17 protein-coding genes are annotated in these 22,315 nt (G+C 43.2%); 14 read left to right on the top strand and 3 right to left on the bottom strand.

From position 1 onward, the window contains the following. Positions 1 to 151 precede the first annotated feature (151 nt). A complete protein-coding gene (gene aroQ / locus D8S85_RS07315) occupies positions 152 to 565 on the top strand; it encodes a type II 3-dehydroquinate dehydratase (protein ID WP_106625009.1) in 414 nt (137 codons plus the stop codon). Positions 566 to 632: 67 nt separating this feature from the next. After that, positions 633 to 2,033, top strand: coding sequence for a pyruvate kinase (pyk, locus tag D8S85_RS07310; protein ID WP_106625008.1), 1,401 nt, complete (start codon positions 633 to 635; stop codon positions 2,031 to 2,033). A gap of 103 nt (positions 2,034 to 2,136) precedes the next feature. Here pyk and mscL read toward each other — a convergent pair whose 3' ends face one another. Beyond that, positions 2,137 to 2,565: a large-conductance mechanosensitive channel protein MscL gene (mscL, locus tag D8S85_RS07305; RefSeq protein WP_106480144.1), complete on the bottom strand. Its 429-nt coding sequence runs from the start codon at positions 2,563 to 2,565 to the stop codon at positions 2,137 to 2,139. A 116-nt stretch (positions 2,566 to 2,681) separates the two neighbouring features. On the opposite strand from mscL, the gene D8S85_RS07300 reads away from it, so the two are divergent. The 4 genes from D8S85_RS07300 to D8S85_RS07285 all read left to right on the top strand — a co-directional run bounded on the left by D8S85_RS07300 (position 2,682) and on the right by D8S85_RS07285 (position 6,764). Next, entirely contained in the window at positions 2,682 to 3,575 is an 894-nt protein-coding gene (locus D8S85_RS07300; RefSeq protein ID WP_127074924.1) for a cation diffusion facilitator family transporter, read from the top strand. A 4-nt stretch (positions 3,576 to 3,579) separates the two neighbouring features. Next, positions 3,580 to 4,212: a DUF5715 family protein gene (locus D8S85_RS07295; protein ID WP_106480142.1), complete on the top strand. Its 633-nt coding sequence runs from the start codon at positions 3,580 to 3,582 to the stop codon at positions 4,210 to 4,212. Positions 4,213 to 4,336: 124 nt separating this feature from the next. Further along, positions 4,337 to 5,437: a redox-regulated ATPase YchF gene (gene ychF / locus D8S85_RS07290; RefSeq protein WP_106480141.1), complete on the top strand. Its 1,101-nt coding sequence runs from the start codon at positions 4,337 to 4,339 to the stop codon at positions 5,435 to 5,437. 28 nt (positions 5,438 to 5,465) lie between these two features. Continuing rightward, positions 5,466 to 6,764 carry an NCS2 family permease gene (locus D8S85_RS07285; protein ID WP_127074923.1) on the top strand — a complete coding sequence of 433 codons (1,299 nt, stop codon included), beginning with the start codon at positions 5,466 to 5,468 and terminating at the stop codon, positions 6,762 to 6,764. A gap of 1 nt (position 6,765) precedes the next feature. On the opposite strand, the gene D8S85_RS07280 is transcribed toward D8S85_RS07285, so the two are convergent. Then, positions 6,766 to 7,842: an RluA family pseudouridine synthase gene (locus tag D8S85_RS07280; RefSeq protein ID WP_106480139.1), complete on the bottom strand. Its 1,077-nt coding sequence runs from the start codon at positions 7,840 to 7,842 to the stop codon at positions 6,766 to 6,768. Next, a complete protein-coding gene (locus D8S85_RS07275; RefSeq protein ID WP_158641521.1) occupies positions 7,839 to 8,663 on the bottom strand; it encodes a PASTA domain-containing protein in 825 nt (274 codons plus the stop codon). Before D8S85_RS07275 ends, D8S85_RS07280 begins: the two co-directional genes overlap by 4 nt. A gap of 161 nt (positions 8,664 to 8,824) precedes the next feature. Between D8S85_RS07275 and D8S85_RS07270 the strand changes: the two genes are divergently transcribed. The 8 genes from D8S85_RS07270 to D8S85_RS07235 all read left to right on the top strand — a co-directional run bounded on the left by D8S85_RS07270 (position 8,825) and on the right by D8S85_RS07235 (position 22,285). After that, the gene (locus tag D8S85_RS07270) at positions 8,825 to 10,603 is read left to right on the top strand and encodes an amino acid ABC transporter substrate-binding protein (RefSeq protein WP_106480137.1); all 1,779 of its coding nucleotides are present in this window, start codon (positions 8,825 to 8,827) and stop codon (positions 10,601 to 10,603) included. A 371-nt stretch (positions 10,604 to 10,974) separates the two neighbouring features. Next, a complete protein-coding gene (locus D8S85_RS07265; protein WP_127074922.1) occupies positions 10,975 to 13,158 on the top strand; it encodes a RelA/SpoT family protein in 2,184 nt (727 codons plus the stop codon). 63 nt (positions 13,159 to 13,221) lie between these two features. Next, positions 13,222 to 13,785 carry an RNA polymerase sigma factor gene (locus D8S85_RS07260; protein ID WP_106480135.1) on the top strand — a complete coding sequence of 188 codons (564 nt, stop codon included), beginning with the start codon at positions 13,222 to 13,224 and terminating at the stop codon, positions 13,783 to 13,785. A gap of 73 nt (positions 13,786 to 13,858) precedes the next feature. Continuing rightward, positions 13,859 to 15,025, top strand: a complete 1,167-nt coding sequence (locus tag D8S85_RS07255; RefSeq protein WP_106480134.1) for a FecR family protein — start codon at positions 13,859 to 13,861, stop codon at positions 15,023 to 15,025. 60 nt (positions 15,026 to 15,085) lie between these two features. After that, positions 15,086 to 18,058: a SusC/RagA family TonB-linked outer membrane protein gene (locus D8S85_RS07250; protein ID WP_127074921.1), complete on the top strand. Its 2,973-nt coding sequence runs from the start codon at positions 15,086 to 15,088 to the stop codon at positions 18,056 to 18,058. An 18-nt stretch (positions 18,059 to 18,076) separates the two neighbouring features. After that, positions 18,077 to 18,676: a hypothetical protein gene (locus D8S85_RS07245; RefSeq protein ID WP_127074920.1), complete on the top strand. Its 600-nt coding sequence runs from the start codon at positions 18,077 to 18,079 to the stop codon at positions 18,674 to 18,676. Between the two features lie 12 nt (positions 18,677 to 18,688). Next, positions 18,689 to 20,098 (top strand): RagB/SusD family nutrient uptake outer membrane protein, encoded by a 1,410-nt coding sequence (locus tag D8S85_RS07240; RefSeq protein ID WP_106480130.1) that lies wholly within the window; start codon positions 18,689 to 18,691, stop codon positions 20,096 to 20,098. 204 nt (positions 20,099 to 20,302) lie between these two features. After that, positions 20,303 to 22,285 (top strand): TlpA family protein disulfide reductase, encoded by a 1,983-nt coding sequence (locus D8S85_RS07235; RefSeq protein ID WP_106480129.1) that lies wholly within the window; start codon positions 20,303 to 20,305, stop codon positions 22,283 to 22,285. Positions 22,286 to 22,315 lie beyond the last annotated feature (30 nt).

Raw genomic sequence — 22,315 nt, 5'->3', positions numbered from 1 at the left:
TTTTCTTTGAGTTGTAACAGTTTTGTCAAGTTTAACACTCATAATTTTTATTATTAAGTCTTGTAATCGAAATTTAATGCCTAAATCCGGGTTAAAATGTCCGGTCTCATTGTTTTTTTTGTTAATTTTGTATTCAGTAAAAACGGAGAATATGAAGATATTGATTTTAAACGGTCCCAATCTTAATCTTTTGGGAATCAGGGAAAAAAATATTTACGGGGAGACCTCTTTCGAGGATTACCTGTCGGGGTTGAGAGATTTTTACACGATGGTAGAGATTGAGTATTACCAGTCGAACGTGGAGGGGGAGCTTATCAATAAAATTCATGAGGTGGGATTCTCCTATGATGGGATCATTTTGAATGCAGGGGCCTACACGCATACTTCGATCGCGCTTGCGGATGCTATCTCGGCAGTCCCTTGTCCCGTGATCGAGGTGCATATTTCTAACACGGCAAAGCGGGAAGCGTTCCGTCATGTTTCTTTCTTGACACCTGTTTGCCGGGGAGTAATTGCCGGTTTTGGGTTGAAATCTTATGAGCTTGCATTACAAGCTTTTATGTGAACGGATTCCCGCGTTACAGGTTACAAGTTGGGAAAATACGCGAAAAATAACGATTATTATTAATGATATGAAGAAGACTAAGATTGTGGCTACCATATCTGATAAAAGATGTGAGGTAGAGTTTTTAGAGAAGTTATATCGTGCCGGGATGAACGTGGTGCGGTTGAATACAGCTCATCAGGATATGGAGCAGGCGTTGAAGGTAGTGGAGAATGTTCGAAAAGTTTCGGATAATATAGCCATCTTGATAGATACGAAAGGACCGGAAGTGAGAACCATGCTTATGGATGAACCGATGCACGTGGATCGGGGAGAAACGGTTTATCTGACGGGTGATCCGGAGTTGAAGATGGATGGGAAATTGATACACGTGTCGTACCCTTATTTTGCAGAAGATATAAAGGTTGGTGACAAGGTGTTGGTGGACGATGGGGACGTGGAGTTGGTCGTTGTTGAGAAGAAGGATCATTATCTGGAAATGATGGTGACAAACGAGGCTGTTATTAAGAATCGTAAGAGCGTGAATGTGCCGGGAGCTTCTTTAAAGTTGGAATCATTGAGTGGTAAAGACCGGGCGTTTATTGATTTCGCGATAGATAACAATTTGGATTTTATAGCTCATTCATTCGTACGTAATAAGGAGGATGTTATGGCGATACAGGCTATTTTGGATGCCCGGGGAAGTAAAATCAAGGTTATTGCCAAGATTGAGAATCAGGAGGGAGTGGATAATATTGACGAGATTTTGGATTATGCTTACGGGGTGATGGTTGCCCGCGGTGATTTGGGAATCGAGATCGAGGCGGAAAAAATCCCTAAGATTCAACGATATATTGTTAAGAAATGTATTGAAAGTAAGAAGCCCGTGATTATTGCCACACAGATGTTGCACACGATGATTGAGCATCCCAGACCGACTCGTGCGGAGATCAGTGATATTGCGAATGCGATTTACATGGGAACGGATGCGATCATGTTGAGCGGGGAGACGGCTTACGGTGCATATCCTGAGGAGGCGGTAAACGTGATGCGTGAAGTGGCAGAGGAGAACGAGGGAACAGTCCCTCCGGATGCGGGGAGAAGTTTGGTGCGTATAAATAACGAGATTACGGCAGCGTTGGCTCGTTCTGCTGTCAAAACAGCATTGATGTTGCCAATTAAGGCGATCGTGGTTGACACGCTTTCCGGACGTACGGCCCGTTATTTGTCTGCTTTTCGAAGTGATCTACCGGTTTATGCCCGGTGCTATAATGAACGGGTCATGCGTGAACTGGCGCTCTCGTTCGGGGTGTATCCTTATTATACAGAGAAGCCGATGTCCCGGGATGAGTTTATGAATGATCTTCCGGAGATGTTAATGCAAAATGGTATTAAGGCGGATGACTACGTGGTGGTTGTCGGGGGAAGTTTCGGGCATGGTAAAGGTGCTTCGTTTATTGAGGTATGCAAGATAGGGGAAATTCGGTAGTGGATTTACGATTTGTGATTTACGATTTATGATTTTAGAGGTTAATGATACAACTTACCTTTCTTTTAAATCATAAATCGTAAATCTTAAATCGTAAATTGTATCAGTGTTTGTCTTTTAAGATATCCCGAATTTCTGTCAATAGAATTTCTTCTTTTGATGGGGCAGGAGGAGCAGCAGGAGCCGGGGCCTCTTCTTTCTTGAATCTCAATTTATTCATGAATTTGATCGCGATAAAGATGGAGAAGGCAATAATCAAAAAGTCGATTGTGGTTTGTATAAAATTACCGTAGTTGAGCGTGACAGCTTCGACCATTTTGCCTGTGGCCTCGTTCATGTGGGCTTTTTGCAGTACGATATGTAAATTGGTGAAATTCATACCACCGATAAGCATTCCGATAGGAGGCATGATGATGTCACTGACCAGTGATGATACGATTTTTCCGAATGCACCACCGATAATGATACCGACAGCCATGTCTACCACATTCCCTTTCAGGGCAAAAGCTTTGAATTCATCTAAAAGTTTCATGTTTTGATTCGTTTTGTAATTTGAATTTTTGTATGTTTAAACATTTGAAATGTTCTAAAATCCTGCAGTAAAATTACATTAATTCTTGTAACTTTGCAAACATTTAGCTATTATCGATGGAAAGCCGGGAAAAGCAAATATATAGGGTTACAATTGTTGGTTCAATTGCCAATTTCTTTTTGTTGGTGTTCAAGTTTGTTGCGGGAACATTAGGGAAAAGTAGTGCCATGATTGCTGATGCAGTACATTCTTTATCCGATTTTGTAACAGATGTAATCGTCTTGATTTTCGTGAAAGTTTCTGCCAAACCCAAAGATGCGGGGCATGATTACGGGCATGGTAAATATGAGACATTGGCAACTGCAATTATCGGGATTGTTTTGTTGATGGTCGGGACAGGGATTTTCTGGAACGGGTTGAATCAGATACTTGCTTTTTATCGAGGAGAAGAATTAGGTGCTCCCGATTTAATAGCTTTGATAGCAGCTCTTGTTTCGATCGTGGTGAAAGAAGTCCTTTACCGTTATTCGGTTATCGTGGGGCATAAGGTGCAAAGCCAAGCTGTTGTGGCAAATGCTTGGCATCATCGTTCGGATGCTTTCTCGTCTATCGGTACTGCTTTGGGGATTGCCGGGGCTATTTTTCTAGGGAAAGACTGGCGGGTACTTGACCCGATAGCAGCCGTTATCGTGAGTATTTTCATCGTAAAAGTGTCCATCCGGCTTTTGATTCCTTGTTTGAATGATTTATTGGAACGATCTTTGCCGGAGGAGATTGAAAGGGAAATAATTGCGATAATAGATGAAGACCCGCAAATAAAGGATCCTCATAATTTGAAAACTCGTCGTATCGGTAATGATTTCGCTATAGAAGTGCATATCCGCTTACAGCCGGATATGACCGTTCGGGAGGCTCATGGGGTCGCTACCGGTATTGAGAATCGTTTGAGGGCTAAATACGGATCACATACTCACGTGGCCGTGCATGTGGAACCAGTGAAAAATGAATAGATAGATGAGAAGAACGGTGTGGTATTATACGGTAGTGTGCGTGTTGTTGATATGGGTCGGGGCTTGTAAGGAAAATGAAAAGAGTAAAAAGCCTTTTGTTTATTTTAAAAATTACCAGAGAACTTTTAACGATCTAAATGACAGGCATCTGTCATCTGCCAAGCGGTTGGGAATTACTCCGTTGAAATCGTCGGAGGATTTGAGTAAGGCAGATCGGAATTTAAAAGAGATTAAATCCTGTAAATTATTCCAGGTAGATAAATTAACACATTCGGAGCCTTATCTTGTCCCGGAGGCCTGTGATTTATTGGCTGATATAGCTCGAAATTTTAAAGATTCCCTGTATCAGAAAGGATTGCCTTCCCATAGTATTGTCGTGACAAGTGTGTTGCGCACGGGATCCAGCGTGAAGGATTTGCGAAAGAGTAATGGAAATGCCAGTGCTAATTCCGCTCACGTGTACGGGACAACTTTTGACGTGGCGTATACACGTTTTAAGAAAGACGGGCGTAAAGAAGCCCCGGAAGAAAAGTTGAAAAGCGTGTTGGCGGAAGTGTTACAGGATTTGCGTTTGCAAAAGAAATGCTATGTTCGTTACGAGTTTAAACAAGGTTGTTTTCATATCACGACAAGGTAACATAAGCAATATTCGTAAAATATGTATTATTAAAAAGAATCGCTATCTTTGTCGGCTGAAAAAAATGCATTCCACGGGAGTGGTGTGCTGGCGGGTTAGGTAATAATTAAAATGACAAAATAGAATGGGTTTACAATGTGGAATAGTTGGTTTACCAAACGTGGGAAAATCGACATTATTTAATTGTTTGAGCAATGCGAAGGCACAATCGGCAAATTTCCCTTTTTGTACGATAGAGCCGAACGTGGGGGTGATTACCGTGCCGGATGAACGACTGAATAAATTGGTCGAGCTGGTACAACCTCAAAACGTGGTACCAGCCGTGGTGGAGATTGTGGATATTGCCGGATTAGTGAAAGGCGCCAGCAAAGGTGAAGGGTTGGGAAATAAATTTTTATCCAATATCCGGGAAACGGATGCAATTATTCACGTGTTGCGTTGTTTTGACGATAATAATATCGTGCACGTGGATGGTAATGTTGATCCGATTCGTGACAAGGAGACGATTGATACCGAGTTGCAGTTAAAAGACTTGGAAACGGTGGAAAACCGTTTGGCAAAAGAGGAAAAGAAAGCCCAGACCGGAGGAGATGCAAAGGCGAAACGTTTGGTCGAGGTGTTGCACTTATATAAGGATGCGTTGGTGCAGGGGAAATCTGCTCGTTCCGTGCAATTGAACGATTTGCAGCAGGAGGCAGCGAAGGAGTTGATGTTGCTGACGAATAAACCGATTTTGTATGTTTGTAACGTGGACGAGGCTTCCGTCGTGACGGGAAACAAATACGTGGATGCCGTTCGGGAAGCCGTGAAGGACGAGGGGGCAGAAGTGTTGGTGATCGGTGCTGCCATCGAGGCGGATATTGCAGAACTGGATACGTACGAGGAGAAACAGTTGTTCTTGCAGGATCTGGGACTGGAGGAAGCCGGGGTGAATAAATTGATTCGTACGGCTTACAAGTTATTGAATTTGCGTACTTATTTCACGGCAGGACCGAAGGAAGTGAGAGCATGGACTTTCAAGAACGGGATGAAAGCCCCACAGACCGCGGGGATTATCCACACGGATTTCGAGAAAGGTTTTATCCGTGCAGAAGTGATCAAATACGAAGATTTTATTGCTTTGGGGTCTGAGGCGAAATGTAAGGAAGCCGGGAAAATGTCTGTGGAAGGAAAGGAGTATGTGGTGCAGGACGGGGATATGATGAACTTCCGCTTTAACGTGTAATGAAGACTTTGTTTTATCTTGAATTGAGATGATATTAAAAAAACTTTTTGGATTTGATCCCAGTGTGATGAAGGTGAAGACCGAGGTCATGGCTGGGATCACTACTTTTTTAACGATGTCGTATATTCTTGCTGTGAATCCGGATATTCTTTCGGCGGCATCGATGGATCGGGGGGCTGTGTTCACGGCCACGGCTTTGGCGGCATCTATTGCCACGCTGCTGATGGCTATTTTGGCAAAATTACCTTTCGCTTTGGCTCCGGGTATGGGATTGAACGCTTTTTTTGCTTTCACGTTGGTGCAGGGTATGGGATATTCTTGGGAGAGTGCCTTGGCGGCTGTTTTTGTCGAGGGGGTAGTGTTTATCCTGTTGACCGCGTTTAATATACGAGAATTGATCGTGAATGCTATTCCCGAAACCTTGAGACACGCCATGTCCGTGGGAATTGGTTTGTTTATTGCCTTTTTAGGATTACAAAAGGCGGGGTTGATCGTGGCTGATCCTGTCACATTTGTTTCTTTGGGCGAGTTTACTCCATCAACGTTGTTGGCCGTGGGTGGAATTATTATCGGCGGAGTGTTGGTTGCCCGGAGAGTGAAAGGGGCTCTTTTTTACGCGATTGTGGCGGTCACGTTGTTAAGTATTCCTTTGGGGATAACCCGGATACCGGAAGGCTTTTCTTTAGTATCGATGCCTCATTCTCTGGAACCGGTCTTTTTCAAATTGGATTTTCATTCTTTGTTGTCCCCGAATATGTTGATTGCGATTTTCTCGCTCGTGTTCATGGATATTTTTGATACTTTGGGAACATTGGTTGGTACGGCAAATAAAGTGGGGATGGTGAAACCGGATGGGAGTATTCCCAAGTTGAATCCTGCGATGATGGCGGATGCAGTGGGAACGACTGTCGGGGCTTTACTCGGGACATCAACTACCACGACTTACGCTGAAAGTACTGCCGGTATTGCCGAGGGTGGACGTTCCGGTTTGACAGCCGCTGTAGTTAGCGGGTTGTTCATTGTCGCTCTGTTCTTTGCTCCGTTCTTTTTGTTGGTTCCGGGTATTGCTACGGCCGGGGTATTGGTGATCGTGGGGAGTTTTATGTTTGACGCGGTGAAGAAAATACATTTTGATGATATAACCGAGGCTTTTCCTGCTTTCGTGACGATTATTATGATGCCTTTGACTTATTCGATTGCCGAGGGGATTGTGTTGGGAGTATTGACTTACGTGTTGCTTAAATTGTTAGCAGGTAAATATCGAGAGTTGAATCTTACGATATGTATACTCTCGATATTGTGTATTTTGAAATACGTGTTTATCTAGGTTATTCCATGTCTTCCAATTCCCGGTTTGCCACGTAGCCTCGCCATTTTTCAATGAGCTGTTGCATGTCTTGTGGTATTTCGGAATTGAAGTCCATCCATTCTCCCGTTCCCGGATGTTCAAAACCGAGGGTCTTGGCATGTAAAGCTTGACGGGGACAGAGAGCAAAACAATTCTGCACGAATTGTTTATACTTTGTGAAGGTGGTGCCTTTCAGTATTTCATTGCCGCCGTATTCAGGATCATTGAATAGCGGATGTCTGATTGATTTGAAATGAGCCCGAATTTGATGGGTTCGTCCGGTCTCCAACACGCATTCCACGACATTCACGTACCCCAGGCGTTCCAACACGTGGTAGTGGGTCACGGCGTGTTTACCGTAGTCGCTTCCTTCCGGGAATACACCCATGATTTTCCGGTTGGAGATGCTCCTCCCGATATTACCGATAATTGTCCCGTTGTCATTTTCCAAGTTTCCCCAGCACACGGCCACGTATTTCCGGCTGGATGTTTTATGAAAAAATTGGGAAGCCAGCTTGGTTTTTGCTTCTTCCGTTTTGGCAATAACCAGCAGTCCGGAAGTATCCTTGTCTATTCGGTGGACCAGTCCGGGACGGGGGTCGTTTTCTTTGAATAACGGATTTCCTTTCAAGTGCCATGCCAAAGCGTTTACAAGCGTCCCCGTGTAATGCCCGTAGGAAGGATGTACCACCATGCCCGGTTCTTTGTTAATGACCAGCAGATAGTCGTCTTCGTACACGATGTTTAGTGGAATATCTTCCGGAATGACTCGTATTTCCCGTTTCGGGTGGGGAAGCATTAAGGTGACAATGTCTTTGGGTTTCACGCGGTAATTGGATTTTACCGGTTTATTATTGACTAGCACGCATTGAGCTTCCGCGGCTTCTTGAATTTTAGTGCGGGATACGTTGGGTAACCGATCGACCAAGAATCGGTCGATACGTAATAAATTCTGGCCGGGATCAACTTCCAGACGGAAATGTTCATACATTTCCTGTTCTTGTTCCGGTTCGTCCTCGCCCAGTTCTTCCAAATCTTCTACTTCTTCTTCTATCATGGTTGTTGCTCCTCAATGGACAGGGAGTCCAATGCCATTATTTTTTCTTTATCTTTTGTGAGGTAAAGCGTGATATCTCCCCCCATCTTCATGGTCATGTTCTCTTCAAATTCAGGCATTTGTTGGTATACAATTGCCGTGGATTGGTCTGCCCCGCTTTTAACCGTGTTGTCGGGTAAGATTTCTCCTACATTCAAGAATGCTCGTAATAGCAATGCTTTTGCTTCTGCCAGAGTTTTTCCCACTAATAATGGGATAGCTACCTGGTCGTTGGACGTATTTCCATTTCCGAGTACGATATCCACCGTTTCTCCCTTTTGTATCAAACTGTTGGGTTCGATGATATTTCCCTTGTATTTAAAATCAAGTACCAGGTTTTTGAAATTGGAAGGAGCATATTCGATCCTCCCGACGTTGATACCCAAGTTCTTCAATCGTTGTAAGGATTGGCGGAAGGCCACGTTACGAAGGTTTGGGAAGATGATTTTTTCCGGAGCATTGGCATTGATGGTCAGTTGAATGGCCCGGTTGTTCTTCACGTGGGCATTCGGTGACGGGAATTGTTCCACGATGGTTCCCGGTTTGGCATGGTTGTCATAGATCGAATCGATGACAAGGATTTGCAAATTCTTGTCCTTGGCGAAAGATTCCGCCTCGTCGGGAGTGAATCCCCGGAGTTCCGGAACTGTGATATAGTAACCATGATTCGTGTATTTATCCAATCGCTTCAGCACGATATACCCGATCAGGAACAACACGATGCAGGCTATGGCTATGTTGATCAATAACACGATGATATGTCCTTTTTTTAAGAAACCCATAGAGTGTATAATGTTTGTAAGTTTATAAACTTTCGTGCTCATCACTGCTGAACACGGGCATTACCGGTATCGAAATACCTTAACTTTGCAAAAATAACAGAGATTTTTCAATTATCACTACTATTTTACTATTTTTGCTTTGAAAATAAGAAGTGATAAAGATGGTAAGATTCGTTTTAGTATGCTTGTTGCTGGGATTGACGGCGAATGTCGGAGCACAAGAAATCAAGATAGAGAAATCGACAGAGAAAATCGTGTATCAAGGAAAGTCCTATTATCTTCATACGGTGAAAGCCAAGGAGACGCTTTTTTCCATATGTAAGGCTTATGGCGTCTCTGTGGATGAAGTGAAAGTATTAAATGATAAAAAAGAGAATGCCCTTTCGATCGGGGAGGTGTTGAGGATTCCTGTGGTGGAACCGTTTAAATCCATTGATGATAAATTTTATTATCACCGGATGAAACCGAAAGAGACATTATATTCTCTTTCCCGGAAGTTTAATATCAAAATGAAACGGATTCTGAAAGATAATCCGGAGTACGACGTAAGTCGACCCATTGCAGAAGGTTCTGTCGTGAAATTAGCATTGAAGCAGATAGACCGAAACGTGTTGGAAGCTGAATTACGTTGGGAAAAACGTCAGGCGAAAGAAATACAACAAGTTCGGAGTGAAGAGATGGAAAAGTACGAGGAAAGTTATCCGAATACATTCCCGCCAGCCCGGGATTCATTGGAAGGAATGGAGCAGCAGGCGGTGGGCGATACCCTGTTTATTGTTCCCGATATTGCTCACGAGCAACGCCACGTGAAGGTTGCTCTTATGTTACCTTTGTACGTGAAAGAAAACAAGTTGCCCTTGTCCGAGGAGGAAATCCCGGTGGACACGCTGGGGGTAAATATACGGAACGAACGATGGCGTTTATCTTCTCGTACAGAACCTTTCCTACAATTTTATCAGGGAGTGCTGATGGCCGTGGATAGTTTGAAACGGCTGGGATACACGATCGAATTGCATGTCTATGACACGGAACGTGATCCCAATACAGTGCAAAGTTTGGTAGGGGAATTGAATTTGTTATCTCCGGATCTAATTATCGGTCCCGTGTACCCGAACACCTATAAGGCAGTTGCCGAACAATTAGGAAACCGGACGATTCCGATGATATTCCCGCTTTCTTCGCGGGGAGGCGATTCGCTTCGTTTCCCGAATTTCGTACAATTGAATACCTCTACGGCTTCTCTAGTGGAAGAGATGGCGGACTGGATTGTCGCGAATGGAGCACAGGCTCATCTGATAAATATCATTCCGGACGGAGGAGCCCGCGCCGGGGATGAGAGTCGTTTGACAAATCTGGTACAGAATCGTTTACAGGAGAACGGGATGAGTGATATGACAAATTGTCAATGGCGCCCTCAAATGCATTTGGATTCATTACGCAAGATCATGAAGCCGGGTGTAGAAAATATTATTTTATTTCCAACGATAAACGAGGCTGCGGCTAGCCGGACGTTGCCTGTACTGTCTGCATTGGCTGATCAGTTCCGGATCACGGTAATCGGTTTCCCCGATTGGTTGAAGTTTACTTCTATTGACGAGGAAGTGCTCTTTAAGTTAAATGTGAAAATGATGACGAATAGTTACGTGGATTATCAAGGTGACGTGGCTAAGAAGTTTTCCGCGAAACATCGGAATTATTTTTATTCGGAACCGAGTAATGTGGCAAATCGGGCATTTGATATGGTGATGTGTTTTATTCCTTTGGTAGATGCAGAACGGGGAAACACGCTGAATGCGTTACGGGAAAAGGATATAAGCGGGGCATTTACCCGATTCCGGTTTCATCCCGCGAGTGGATTGGATGGTTTGGAAAATCGGGGATTATACTTGCTTAATTATAACCGGAACTTTGAGATTATCGTGAAACCGATAATAAAATAAGGAACTCATATACCACTTTACAACGAAATATAAGTAAACTTTTCCCAGATAATACACGTTTGTCTTCCGTGGCATATTCGATGTTCTTAGGGATTAAAGACGTATCAAAGACGAATCAAAGACGTTACAAAGACGTTCGTGAACGTCCCGGATACGTCTCCGTGGCGAAATGGATGGGTGCTTGTCTTGGAAGTTAATTCCTTATCCATTGGATTACGAATGTGAATATACCTTCTTGCATGCAGGAGTTAACATCTCACAATAAAATCGTATAAGTTATTATTATATCTTGAATAGAATGCAGATCGGGGAAGTACGGCATTTTTTTTGATATGATTAATAGGAATAGAATTTAACTAAATTAACCTGTTATGACAGAAACAACGACACTCGCTACGATACAACAAAAATATAGATCTTTATTAAAGTCATGTAAGAATCTGATTTCAGCAGAAGATATTCGTCTCGTGCGCAAAGCTTTCGATACGGCAATGAGTAGCGAGGCAAATGCTCAAGTAGTTACTGAAGAAGATATTCATCGTTTACTGGATACCGGATTAATTATCACGTCCGAAATCGGGTTAGGGAGAACTTCTATTATTTGTTTGATGTTACACCGGGCAATAGCGTCCGGCGCCTTGAAAATAGAACAGGTAAAAACGGTATTTGGAGGAAAAGTGGCTCAAATATTAGCCGGTTTGCGAGATATAAGCCATATTTACGCCACTCACCGGGTGGTGGATTCCGAGAACTTCAGGAAATTACTGCTGAGTTTTGCCGAGGATGTACGGGTGCAGTTGATTTTTCTGGCGGAAAAATTGTATGACTTGCGACATGCCGAGAGTTTACTTCCGGAACAACAACGGGAATTAGCTCGTGAGACCAGTTATATTTATATCCCTTTTGCCCATCGTTTAGGTTTGTATAACATCAAATCGGAGATGGAGGACCTCGCTTTGCGTTACGGGGAGCCGGAGGTGTACAAGGAGATTTCTTTAAAGCTGGAGGGAACACGAGAAGCCCGGGAAAAATATATCAATGAGTTTATCGCCCCCATCGTGGAAGAATTCAATAACCGGGGAATTAAATTCAAGGTGAAGTGGCGTACCAAGACAATTGCTTCGATCTTGAACAAGATGCGGAAAAAGCAGGTGGAGTTCGAGGAAATCTATGACATATTTGCGGTTCGTTTTATATTGGATAGTAAGGGACCGGAGGAAAAGGCTGATTGTTGGAGGGCTTATTCAATCGTTGCCGACAAGTACACGCCTAATCCTCAGCGATTACGGGACTGGATTTCAGTGCCTAAATCCAACGGTTACGAATCATTGCAGACGACGGTACTCGGTCCTAATAACCGGTGGGTGGAAGTACAGATTCGAACGGAACGGATGGATGAAATTGCAGAAAAGGGATTTGCGGCTCACTGGAAATATAAAGGGGGAACGGCCGACAAGGCCATCGAAGAGTGGCTGACAGAGTTACGGGAGATACTGGAGAGTTCGGAAGTCGGGGCGATGGATATGCTGGACGATATTAAAATTAATCTGCAAGATAAGGAGGTACACGTGTTTACCCCGGCAGGAGATTTGAAAACGTTACCGGCAGGAGCGACATTACTTGATTTTGCTTACGCTATCCACACGGCCGTGGGATCCCGTTGCGTGGGCGGAAAGGTAAATCAACGTAACGAGACATTGCGCTACGTGTTGAAGAACGGGGATCAAGTATCTATCCTGACCTCGAACAATCAACAACCGAATGCCGATTGGTTGAATATTGCCACGACTTCAAAGGCCCGTAACAAGATCCGTCAGTTTCTTACCGAAGATTCGAGGGCTCAGGCCACGTTGGGTAAGGAAATGTTGACTCGTCGATTTAAGAATTGGAAGTTAGAGTTGACGGATGAAGTGATTCATCGTTTGCAGCAGCATTATAAATACAAGTTTGCTATCGATCTTTACCAGGCGATTGCCGAAGAGAAGTTGGATATGGCGGAGATCAAGGAGTTTATTACTCGCCCGAAAGAGGAGGAGCGTACGATTGCCACCGCGAAGGAGGAGGTGCAGGTTACCCCGTCCCGCCCGATTAGCGAAGACGTGTTGTTGATCGATCGGAACGTGGATAACGTGGTGTACAAGTTTGCTCGTTGCTGCAATCCGGTATTCGGGGATGATATTTTAGGATTCGTTTCTATTGGTGAAGGGATTAAGATTCATAGGACCCAATGTAAGAATGCTCTTGATTTGCAACGTCGCTATCCATACCGGATCGTGCAGGCTGCTTGGACTAACGCCGGTACGACTTCTTACCAGACGGTGTTGAGTATCGTGGGACGTGAAGATGCGGGAATGGTAACCAAGATTACCGAAGTGATTGCCAAGGACCCGAAGATCACGTTACGAGGATTATCCATTAACTCGAGTGAGGGGTTATTTGATGGACAAATCACCGTATTGGTTAGTGATACGGAACATTTGTCACAATTGATTTCCCGGTTGAAACGTATACCGGGAGTGATGCGGGTATATCGTCATGATTCTGTGAAGGAGTAGTGTTATTTTGATTTTTTTATATATTTGCATGATTCTAAATGATTGGTTACACGCAATAGTAATATGTCGGAGCAGAAAGAGGTAAAATGGTTACAAGGATTGAAGATGGGGGATGACCGGGCCTTTAAAGTCCTGTTTGAAAAGTATTACGCCTCACTTTGTGCGTTTGCAACCAATTTCGTGGATGATCCGGACGTGGCGGAAGATATTGTGCAAGAGATATTTTTTAAACTATATACGGATAAACCGACTTTTGATGTTGTGGTGGCCTTGAAATCCTACTTGTATCTGGCGACCAAGAATCAATGTCTGAATTATTTAAAACATGCCCGAATCGAGCAGGAATATGTGTCTTCCTTAAAGGAACGGGAAACAACGACATTCTTTTTCAACCAGATCGTGGAGCAAGAATTGCTTACCTTGTTGTCGGAAGCAATACTGGATTTGCCGCAACAGACGGGACAAGTATTTCAGTTGGTGATGGAAGGTTTCGATAATGCAGAGATCGCGGAGAAATTGAATCTCTCCATAGATTCGGTAAAGTCACACAAAAAGCGGGGAAAACAATTGTTGAAGAACCGGTTAGGAGATATAACGGCTATCCTTTTGTTCCTGTCGAATTGTTAAATTTACAAGAAAGTGTCATTCAAGTGACACTTTTTTTATACTTGATTGTTTTTAGGTCGTAAAAGAAATCAAGATGAAAGAAGCATTTGAAATAGCGCGAATTATTCAAAAGAGTTTGAAAGGAAAACTTTCAGAATCAGAGGAAAAGCTATTGTCTGATTGGCGAAAAGTTTCTGAGGAGAATGAACATGCCTTTCAACGAATGATTTCGGAGGACTTTTACACGGTTGGGATGGAGAAGTTGGAAACGTATGATTACCGGGTGGCCTACGGACGTTTCTTGCAAAAGAAGTACCAGCGACGTCGTAAAAGAAGATTCTTGATAAGCATGGCTCGGGTAGCTGCCGTTGCTTTGCCATTTGTGATGGCCGTTGTTCTATATGTCGGGTTGAATCGAGAGGAAGAACAAACGTTGCGTCCTTCCTTGGCTTCAAATATCCTTCCGGGAACGAGTAAAGCCGTGTTGACACTGGCGAACGGGCAAATGATTCCTTTGGGCAAGGAAACCACAGATAGTACGATTATCACGGATGGAACACAAATTAGTGCTTCGGGATCAGGGATAACATATGCCGATGGGGGAGAAAGTGAAGCGGTAGTTTACAATAAATTGGATATTCCTCGTGGTGGAGAGTTTTGCTTGACGCTTTCAGATGGAACAAGAGTATGGTTGAACTCGGAAACTTCTATCCAGTATCCGGTGGTTTTCGGGACAAAGGAACGACGGGTTTTCATACAAGGCGAGGCCTATTTTGAAGTGGCAAAAGACGCGAAGAAACCTTTTACCGTGCAGTTCATGAGTTCATCGGTAACGGTGTTGGGAACGTCTTTCAATATCCGGGCCTATCCGGAAGAAAAACAATCGCAAACCACTCTTGCAGAAGGATCCGTGCGGATTTACAGTCCCGGTAGTTCAATGCTGTTGAAACCGGGAGAGCAAGCAGAGGTGAAGGCGTTATCGGGAGAAATGGTAAAGAAGGAGGTTGAGGTAAAGACTTTTACAAGTTGGAAGGACGGGCGCTTCGTGTTTGAGCAGGAACCGTTGGAGAATATAATGAGAACATTGGAACGCTGGTACGATATTCGTGTGATATTCCGGGATGAGGGGGCGAAGCGAATTTCTTTATCGGGAAATTTGAAACGATATGGTGATTTCTCCCAAGTGATGAACATGTTGCAGATGACGGGAGATGTGCGATTTGAATTACATGGAAATGATGTATATATAACTACAGAGTGAACCCCTCGATGGCCACGAGGGGAGAGGTAAGTGTGTAAAACTAACTAAATTAATTACATTATGAAGAAGAACCGAAATAAGTCTCTTCTAGGAGATTTATGGCTAATAAAGAACCGATTAATGAGGAGAATGACGATCGTTTTATTATTGTTTTCGTCATTCACGGCAGTGGCTCAGAATGTCACTGTGAAAATGAAGAATAGTTCATTTATCCAGATTGCTAAAGAAATTCAAAAGCAAACGGATCTTACCTTTTTGTATAATGATGCAAAAGTGGGTAATATTACAGGATTGAATCCTGATTTCACGAATACGGATGTAAAAACCGTTTTGGAGTATTGTTTGAAGAATTCAGGACTTACCTTCTTGATCATGGACAACACGGTGGTTGTTAGTCCCGTGAAACCAACAAACCAACAGCAAGGGAACAAACTTACGGTGACAGGTAAGATCACGGATCAACAAGGACAACCTCTTCCGGGTGTGAATGTCATTATTAAGGGAACAACACTTGGATTCGTGTCAGACGTGGAAGGGAAGTTCACGGCGATTTGTTCGCGGGGTGATTCCTTGCTTTTCTCGATGGTCGGTTTCGAAATGCAAACCGTGGCAATTCATAATGACACCCCTTTAAATATCAAAATGAAGGAAGCCACGGAAGCATTGGATGAGGTTGTTGTTGTTTCAACGGGGTATACCCATTTGCCTAAAGAGCGTGCCACGGGATCGTTTGGCGTGGTTACCGCGAAGGAATTGGAAAAACGTCCTAGCCCGAATGTGTTAAATCGTTTGGAAGGAGTTGTCCCGGGAGTTTACGTGGATATCAAGAATTCAGATATGACTTTTTTGTATGGTTCTAACCGTACTGATGGACAACTGGAGGAACAAAATAATATTTCCATGAATATCCGTGGTAAGAGTAGTTTTACGGATGCAATGGCTCGTCCGTTACTCGTTGTTGACGGATTCCCGACGGATTTGGAAATGAAGAATTTAAATCCTAACGATGTAGAATCAATCACCTTTTTGAAGGATGCGGCTGCTGCTTCAATTTGGGGAGCCCGGGCTGCCAACGGCGTGATTGTGATAGAGACGAAAAAAGGGAAAAAATCAGGTAAACCGGGAACTGCCGTGAGTTTTGGAATGAATATTATGACTTCTGCCGCTCCTCGTTTTAATTCATTGCCTGTAATGAATTCTGCTGAAATGATTGATTACGAACGGGAAATGGTAGATAAAGGATATATTACTCGTCCTGTAAATTCTCCATATAGTGCGGGATATGCAATTTCTGATGCTGCCAAAATATTATTGGATGCTAAAGAAGGGCAGATCAGCCAAGCAGATGCCGATGCATTACTCGATGAATTAGCAAGTCGCAAGGCTTATCGGGATGTGAAAAAATATCTGTTGCAACCCGCTTTTTCTCAACAATATAACCTGTCATTTAGTGGTGCGTCGGATCAGACGTCTTATTTTCTGTCGGCTTCTTACGCTAATGAGCAATCTAGCACGAAAGGAGAACAGGGAGATCGTTTCACGTTGACCTCTAATTTGAATTTTAAATTACTGAATTGGGCTACATTGAGAACAGGGGTGCGGGCTTCCTTGATCAATATTAAAAATAATGGTCTTGGACTTTCCGCCATGCAGCCTTCTCTGGGAATATTACCTTTAATGCCTTATAACCAACTTGTGGATGATAACGGTAACCGGGTTGATTATTATCGTTACAATGAGGAATTTGTGAATGAAAAAGAAGGGCAGGGATATAAAAATTGGCGTTATAATTATCTTGATGAGTTGGATAACATGGATAATACCCGGAAAGAGCAAGCCGTTTCTTTAACGATGGGATTGAATATACCTATTCCCGGGGTAAAAGGTTTGGCTTTGGACGGTTCGTTGATGTACGAGAGGACTAATTCTAAGACGAGAATTTTGGAGAATGGGGATACGTATGCTTCTCGCGACAGATATAATTATGCTACACGGTATGATGCAAATACAGGAACATTGACTCACGGACTTCCGGATGGAGGCTTGTTGAATCTGATTAATTCAGACGCCAGAAATTATAGTTTGCGCGGACAATTAAATTACGACAACACGTTTGATGAGATTCATCAAATATCTGCTTTGGCGGGAATTGAGTTGCGTGAAACGAGAACTTGGCAAAATAGTGCTTGGTATTATGGTTATAATGATCAAACACTGCTAGCGGCTTCACAGATACAGAATCCTTATACCAACATATGGGGATGGACCTCATACTTAAACACGGGAAGTCCGGAAACGGATTACCAGCGTCGTTTCTTATCGTATTATGGAAATGTATCATATACCTTGATGAGCAAATATGTATTGACCGGTAGCGTGAGATACGATGATTACAACAATTTTGGGGTTGACCGGAAATATCGAGCCACGCCGATGTGGTCAACGGGATTGTCATGGCATATCGGTAGAGAAGATTTTATTCAAGACAATGTAGGGTGGTTAAATCAGTTAACATTCCGGGCCACTTATGGTTATAATGGAAATATCGATCAAAATCAATACCCTTTCACGCAAATATCCTTATCGACGAGTAACGACGCCTTCACGCAATTACCTTCTTCAAGTATAAATTTTGCTGCAAACCCATCCGTGCGCTGGGAAAAGACAGGGGTTTTGAATTTTGGATTAGACTTCGCGGTATTGAATCGCAGATTGTCTGGTTCAATCGAGCTATACCGTAAATATTCTCGGGATTTATTTGCCGATTATACAATCAACCCGATATTTGGAGCCAACGCCTCTTCTTCTTACACCCTTTCTCGGAATGCGGCAAAAGTGAACGGTAAGGGTATCGATTTAGCATTGAATGGAGTGATTGTTCAAAAAGGAGATTTTAGATATGATGCAAAATTAACTTATTCGTATAACACCAACGAGGTCATATCCTCACCTTACGAGATGTCTCCCTATTTTTATTCCAGTGGTGGTGGTAGTGGTCGTATGTTGGAAGGATACAATATGAATAACTTCTAGGCTTATCGTTGGGCAGGTTTGGACGAGAATGGAGATTCCCAGATATACAATGCGGATGGAAACATTGTTAAATCAACGGAGAGCGTAACAAACGATGATCTTGTTTACGTGGGAACTTTAACTCCAAAATATTTTGGTGGATTCTTTAATACTTTCTCCTACAAAGGCTTATCCCTTTACGTGGGTATAACCTATAAGTTGGGGTATATATTCCAAAAGCCGACTATTTCCCAACAGGCCGGGGGAAGAAACACGTATTATGAAATAAATGAAGATATGGCAAATCGTTGGCGTGAAGCGGGGGATGAAGCAACCACCAATGTTCCGCGCATCGGGACGGATGCCAATAGTTTCGTGCGTTATCGCGGGGCTGACATACATATCCAGAAAGGGGACCATATTAGATTAAGAGAGGTTTCTTTAACTTATAACATACCGGCTAAGTGGTTGAATAAACTATTGATTAATAGCGGATCTATTGGTTTTAGTGCAAATAATCTAGGGTTAATCTGGAAAAAGAATAACGCGGGGATCGACCCTGACTTTATTCCCAACAGTCGTAGTCTCACGATGTCGCCTACACCGTCCTACAATTTCTCGTTAAACCTTAATTTTTAAAGATTAGTCGATATGAATAAAAATATAATATTAAGTTTGGTTATGGGGTTTTCCTGTTCACTTTCCGCTTGTTCGGATTGGGTGGATATTAAAACAAAAGGAAAACTGATCCCGGAGGAAACGGTGAACTATCGTTACTTGATGAATAATACTGAAAACTTTAAGTACACGCTTTCCTATCAAGATGTTGCTTCGGATGATATTAATATGTCTGATGAGACCCAGCAAAATGCTATTTATGAAACGCATAAATTCATTCCGATATACACTTGGGCCGATGAAATATATAGCCAGTCAGAAAACGACCAGGAGATGAACGCTGTCTATCAAGTCATTTATAACTGTAATGTAGTTATCGACGAGGTGATGGGCAGTAAAAATGGAACGAATGCCGAAAAAATGGCAATTCGTGCTGAAGCACTCGTACACCGTGCCGATGCCTATCTGGCTTTAGTAAATGTTTACGGGAAACCATATAACGCGGCAACCGCGACAACCGACCAAGGCGTACCTTTATTAACGACTCCTCGCGTTGAGGGATCTTTACCTCGTGCCTCCGTGGAAAGAGTATATGAGCAGATTATTCAAGACTTGAATGACGCGTTTGAATATTTGCCGGATGTTCCGGAATACAATTTTTATCCGAGTAAATGCGCGGTATACGCCTTGAAAGCAAGGGCTTATCTGTTGATGGGGAATTATTCAGAAGCAAAGACAAATGCCGAGGAAGCATTGAAATTAAAAGGTGATTTGGAAGATTTGAATTTGTATGCTGGTGATGCTGCATCTTATCCGGAAAATTTGCAAGATAAAGAGGTTATATTGGCCAAAATGCCAAGAACCACCTTTGCTTTGGCTTCGTATAGTGCGGTAGATTTAGTATTAAGTGATGATTTGTTGAATTTATTTGATCAAGAGCATGATTTACGTTACTCGTATCTGACAAGACCCATGTCAGAATTAGGAGTGACCTATTCCGGACGGATATACTTCAAAAATCATTTGTACTCCAATACTTACCCGAAATATGAATCCCGTAACATGGGCCCGTGTGTACCCGAAATGATGCTGATTGAGGCAGAGGCTTGGGCCCGCGAGGGAAACACGGCGGAAGCCATGAACCTTGTGAATAAATTGAGAGAGTATCGTTACGCTACGGGCGAGGACTATTCATTGACAGCCGCGACAGCTAAAGAAGCTCTAGGCCATGTATTGCAGGAACGTCGTAGAGAATTGATGTGCCATGGTTTACGGTGGATGGATCAACGTCGTTTGACCAATGATCCCGACTTCCCGACACAAACGGTAACTCGGGTATTCAAGGGAACAACTTACACGTTGGAACCCGGTGCCGTACGTTATACCTTCCCAATGGGAGAACTTTACCTTGAAGAAAATCCGGAGATCGGACAAATAAAATAAGAGTTCGTAGATGGGAGTGTCTAACAAGTCACTCTTTTAATGACTACCTCCCCTAACCCCTCCTTGCACAGGAGGGGAAACCGCTTGGTAATCAACTCTCCCCCTGTGTAAGGGGGAGTTGGAGGGGGTAGCTTGTTGATAGAAATAAGACTTGTTAGACACCCTCTTCTTACCGACTCTTCATAAACTATTAAATTGTATTGTATGAAAAAAATCACGTTGTTAGGAAGTATCGTCATACTTCTCTTATTTACCTGTGTAGCTAAGGCACAGGATCGTAAACCTTTTCACATCATTCCATTGGTACCTGTTGTCGGGCAGGATGTGAAATTCACGTATGATAATTCGTTGACCTCACTGGCTGGCGAGGAAACCATTTACGGAACAATTTACTACTGGGAAAACTTGCGTTGGCGAGCAGAAGACTTGAAGTTGGTGAAAAATGATACGGCATGGGAGGCTACTTGTCGAGTGCCTGAAAATTGTGCATTGCTATCATGCAAATTTTACGCGGGCGACAAAAAGGATTCCGGTGGACGTGGCACGTACACGACCATGACCTTTGACAAACGTGGACAGAATCTACCGACTGCTTACATGGCTTGGGGAATGTTGCGGAACAAAACGTTGGAATCCCTACCGGGCTATTGTGAAGAAGAGGCGTATATCGGTGATGATATCATGCGTTTTTGGCTGAACCAACAACTTATGAAAGATCCTGGGGCTCGGAAATACGTGTTTTACTATGCGGCAAAACTGTTGAACCAAATGATACCGGGAGAGAAACACGAACAAATGTTAAGCGACGTGGATTTCATACTGAATCTACCGGATGCAGATGAGGAGACATTACTGAAAGCATTGGAAGTTGCCAAGGACATCGTGAAAGACAGCACGAAAGCGGTAGCCATAGAAGCCCGGATCTTAAAAGATTACCCCGATGGAATTCTGGCCAGGGACCAAGAGATCTGGCGAATCTTCCGAATCATGGATGCCGATGTAAAAGCCCCGGAACTGGAGGCATTCTTAAAGCGGTTCCCGACGGAAAAGTTTCAAGAAATAGAAACTGAAACTTCGTCCATGTACCTGGGTAAAATCTTTCAGGCCGTCATTTACCAGGCTGTTATCAAGAGAAACGATTTTAGCCTGTTGTACAAATACATTCATGATGTACCTCATCTTTATTTACAGACATTCTACTGGCATATGGTACAAGTGCCGCTGAGAACCAACCAGAGAACGCCGGAGCAGGTATTTCCTCCTGCCAAAGCCATTTACAACGAGCTGATGACCCGTCCTCAAGCCGGTTCCGAGCGGGTGTATTCCAAAAGAGAGTGGAAAGACTATTTACTTACCAGATGCAAAGATATGATCTTGAAACACGCGTTCGTCTTGGATGCAACCGGTACATCTGCCGAAGCCTTGGAGTTGATGGAGGAAATCAAAGAGAAATACAACTTCAAATCGGCAGAATACAACGATCAATACGTTCGTCTATTGGAGAAAAATGGCTATCAGTCGATGGTAATTCCCACCATCATCGCAAGTATACGGGAAGATGCCTTTACTCCCGAAATGTTAGAAAACCTGCGCAAGGATTACGTGAAACAACACAAGAACGATAAAGACTTCGAGACTTACCTCGCTTCTTTAAAGTCACAAGAAAAGCAACAGGAATTGCAAAAACATTTGCAGGAAACGATGATCAACAAAGATATTGAACTTTTTGCCATGGAAGACCTGAACGGTAAAAAGGTTGACCTTTCAAAAATGAAGGGAAAGATAATCGTGTTGGATTTCTGGGCAACCTGGTGTGCTCCTTGTAAGGCCTCTTTACCGGGCATGCAAATGTCAGTAAACAAATACAAGGACGACCCGAACGTGGCGTTTTTCTTTATTTCCACGATGGAAACGGCTGCTGATTTTAAAGAACAGATTCGGAAATTCATGAAGGAACACAACTACACGCTGCACGTGCTTTGCGATAACGTGAACCCGAAAACGAAAAAGAGATCGGCCGTTTATGATACTTACGCGAAGGCGTTTAAATTTTCCGGTATTCCTCACAAACTGATTATCGACGGGAATGGAAAATTACGTTGGAGCATTAACGGATACATGGGAAGCCCCTCGGCTTTGGCAGAAGAAATGAACCTGATGATTGAGATGTTGAAAGCTGCCAAATAAGTTTGGTAATCAACCCTCCACTGTAGTTTA

It is taken from the genome of Butyricimonas faecalis (assembly GCF_003991565.1).
In the GTDB taxonomy this organism is placed as follows: Bacteria; Bacteroidota; Bacteroidia; order Bacteroidales; family Marinifilaceae; genus Butyricimonas; species Butyricimonas faecalis.
This window is presented reverse-complemented; position numbering and strand designations above follow the sequence as displayed.

Excerpts from the sequence above, each read along its gene's own strand:
- aroQ (WP_106625009.1), top strand. The coding sequence starts at position 152 with ATGAAGATATTGATTTTAAACGGTCCCAATCTTAATCTTTTGGGAATC.
- pyk (WP_106625008.1), top strand. The coding sequence starts at position 633 with ATGAAGAAGACTAAGATTGTGGCTACCATATCTGATAAAAGATGTGAG.
- mscL (WP_106480144.1), bottom strand. The coding sequence starts at position 2,565 with ATGAAACTTTTAGATGAATTCAAAGCTTTTGCCCTGAAAGGGAATGTG.
- D8S85_RS07300 (WP_127074924.1), top strand. The coding sequence starts at position 2,682 with ATGGAAAGCCGGGAAAAGCAAATATATAGGGTTACAATTGTTGGTTCA.
- D8S85_RS07295 (WP_106480142.1), top strand. The coding sequence starts at position 3,580 with ATGAGAAGAACGGTGTGGTATTATACGGTAGTGTGCGTGTTGTTGATA.
- ychF (WP_106480141.1), top strand. The coding sequence starts at position 4,337 with ATGGGTTTACAATGTGGAATAGTTGGTTTACCAAACGTGGGAAAATCG.
- D8S85_RS07285 (WP_127074923.1), top strand. The coding sequence starts at position 5,466 with ATGATATTAAAAAAACTTTTTGGATTTGATCCCAGTGTGATGAAGGTG.
- D8S85_RS07280 (WP_106480139.1), bottom strand. The coding sequence starts at position 7,842 with ATGATAGAAGAAGAAGTAGAAGATTTGGAAGAACTGGGCGAGGACGAA.
- D8S85_RS07275 (WP_158641521.1), bottom strand. The coding sequence starts at position 8,663 with ATGGGTTTCTTAAAAAAAGGACATATCATCGTGTTATTGATCAACATA.
- D8S85_RS07270 (WP_106480137.1), top strand. The coding sequence starts at position 8,825 with ATGGTAAGATTCGTTTTAGTATGCTTGTTGCTGGGATTGACGGCGAAT.
- D8S85_RS07265 (WP_127074922.1), top strand. The coding sequence starts at position 10,975 with ATGACAGAAACAACGACACTCGCTACGATACAACAAAAATATAGATCT.
- D8S85_RS07260 (WP_106480135.1), top strand. The coding sequence starts at position 13,222 with ATGTCGGAGCAGAAAGAGGTAAAATGGTTACAAGGATTGAAGATGGGG.
- D8S85_RS07255 (WP_106480134.1), top strand. The coding sequence starts at position 13,859 with ATGAAAGAAGCATTTGAAATAGCGCGAATTATTCAAAAGAGTTTGAAA.
- D8S85_RS07250 (WP_127074921.1), top strand. The coding sequence starts at position 15,086 with ATGAAGAAGAACCGAAATAAGTCTCTTCTAGGAGATTTATGGCTAATA.
- D8S85_RS07240 (WP_106480130.1), top strand. The coding sequence starts at position 18,689 with ATGAATAAAAATATAATATTAAGTTTGGTTATGGGGTTTTCCTGTTCA.
- D8S85_RS07235 (WP_106480129.1), top strand. The coding sequence starts at position 20,303 with ATGAAAAAAATCACGTTGTTAGGAAGTATCGTCATACTTCTCTTATTT.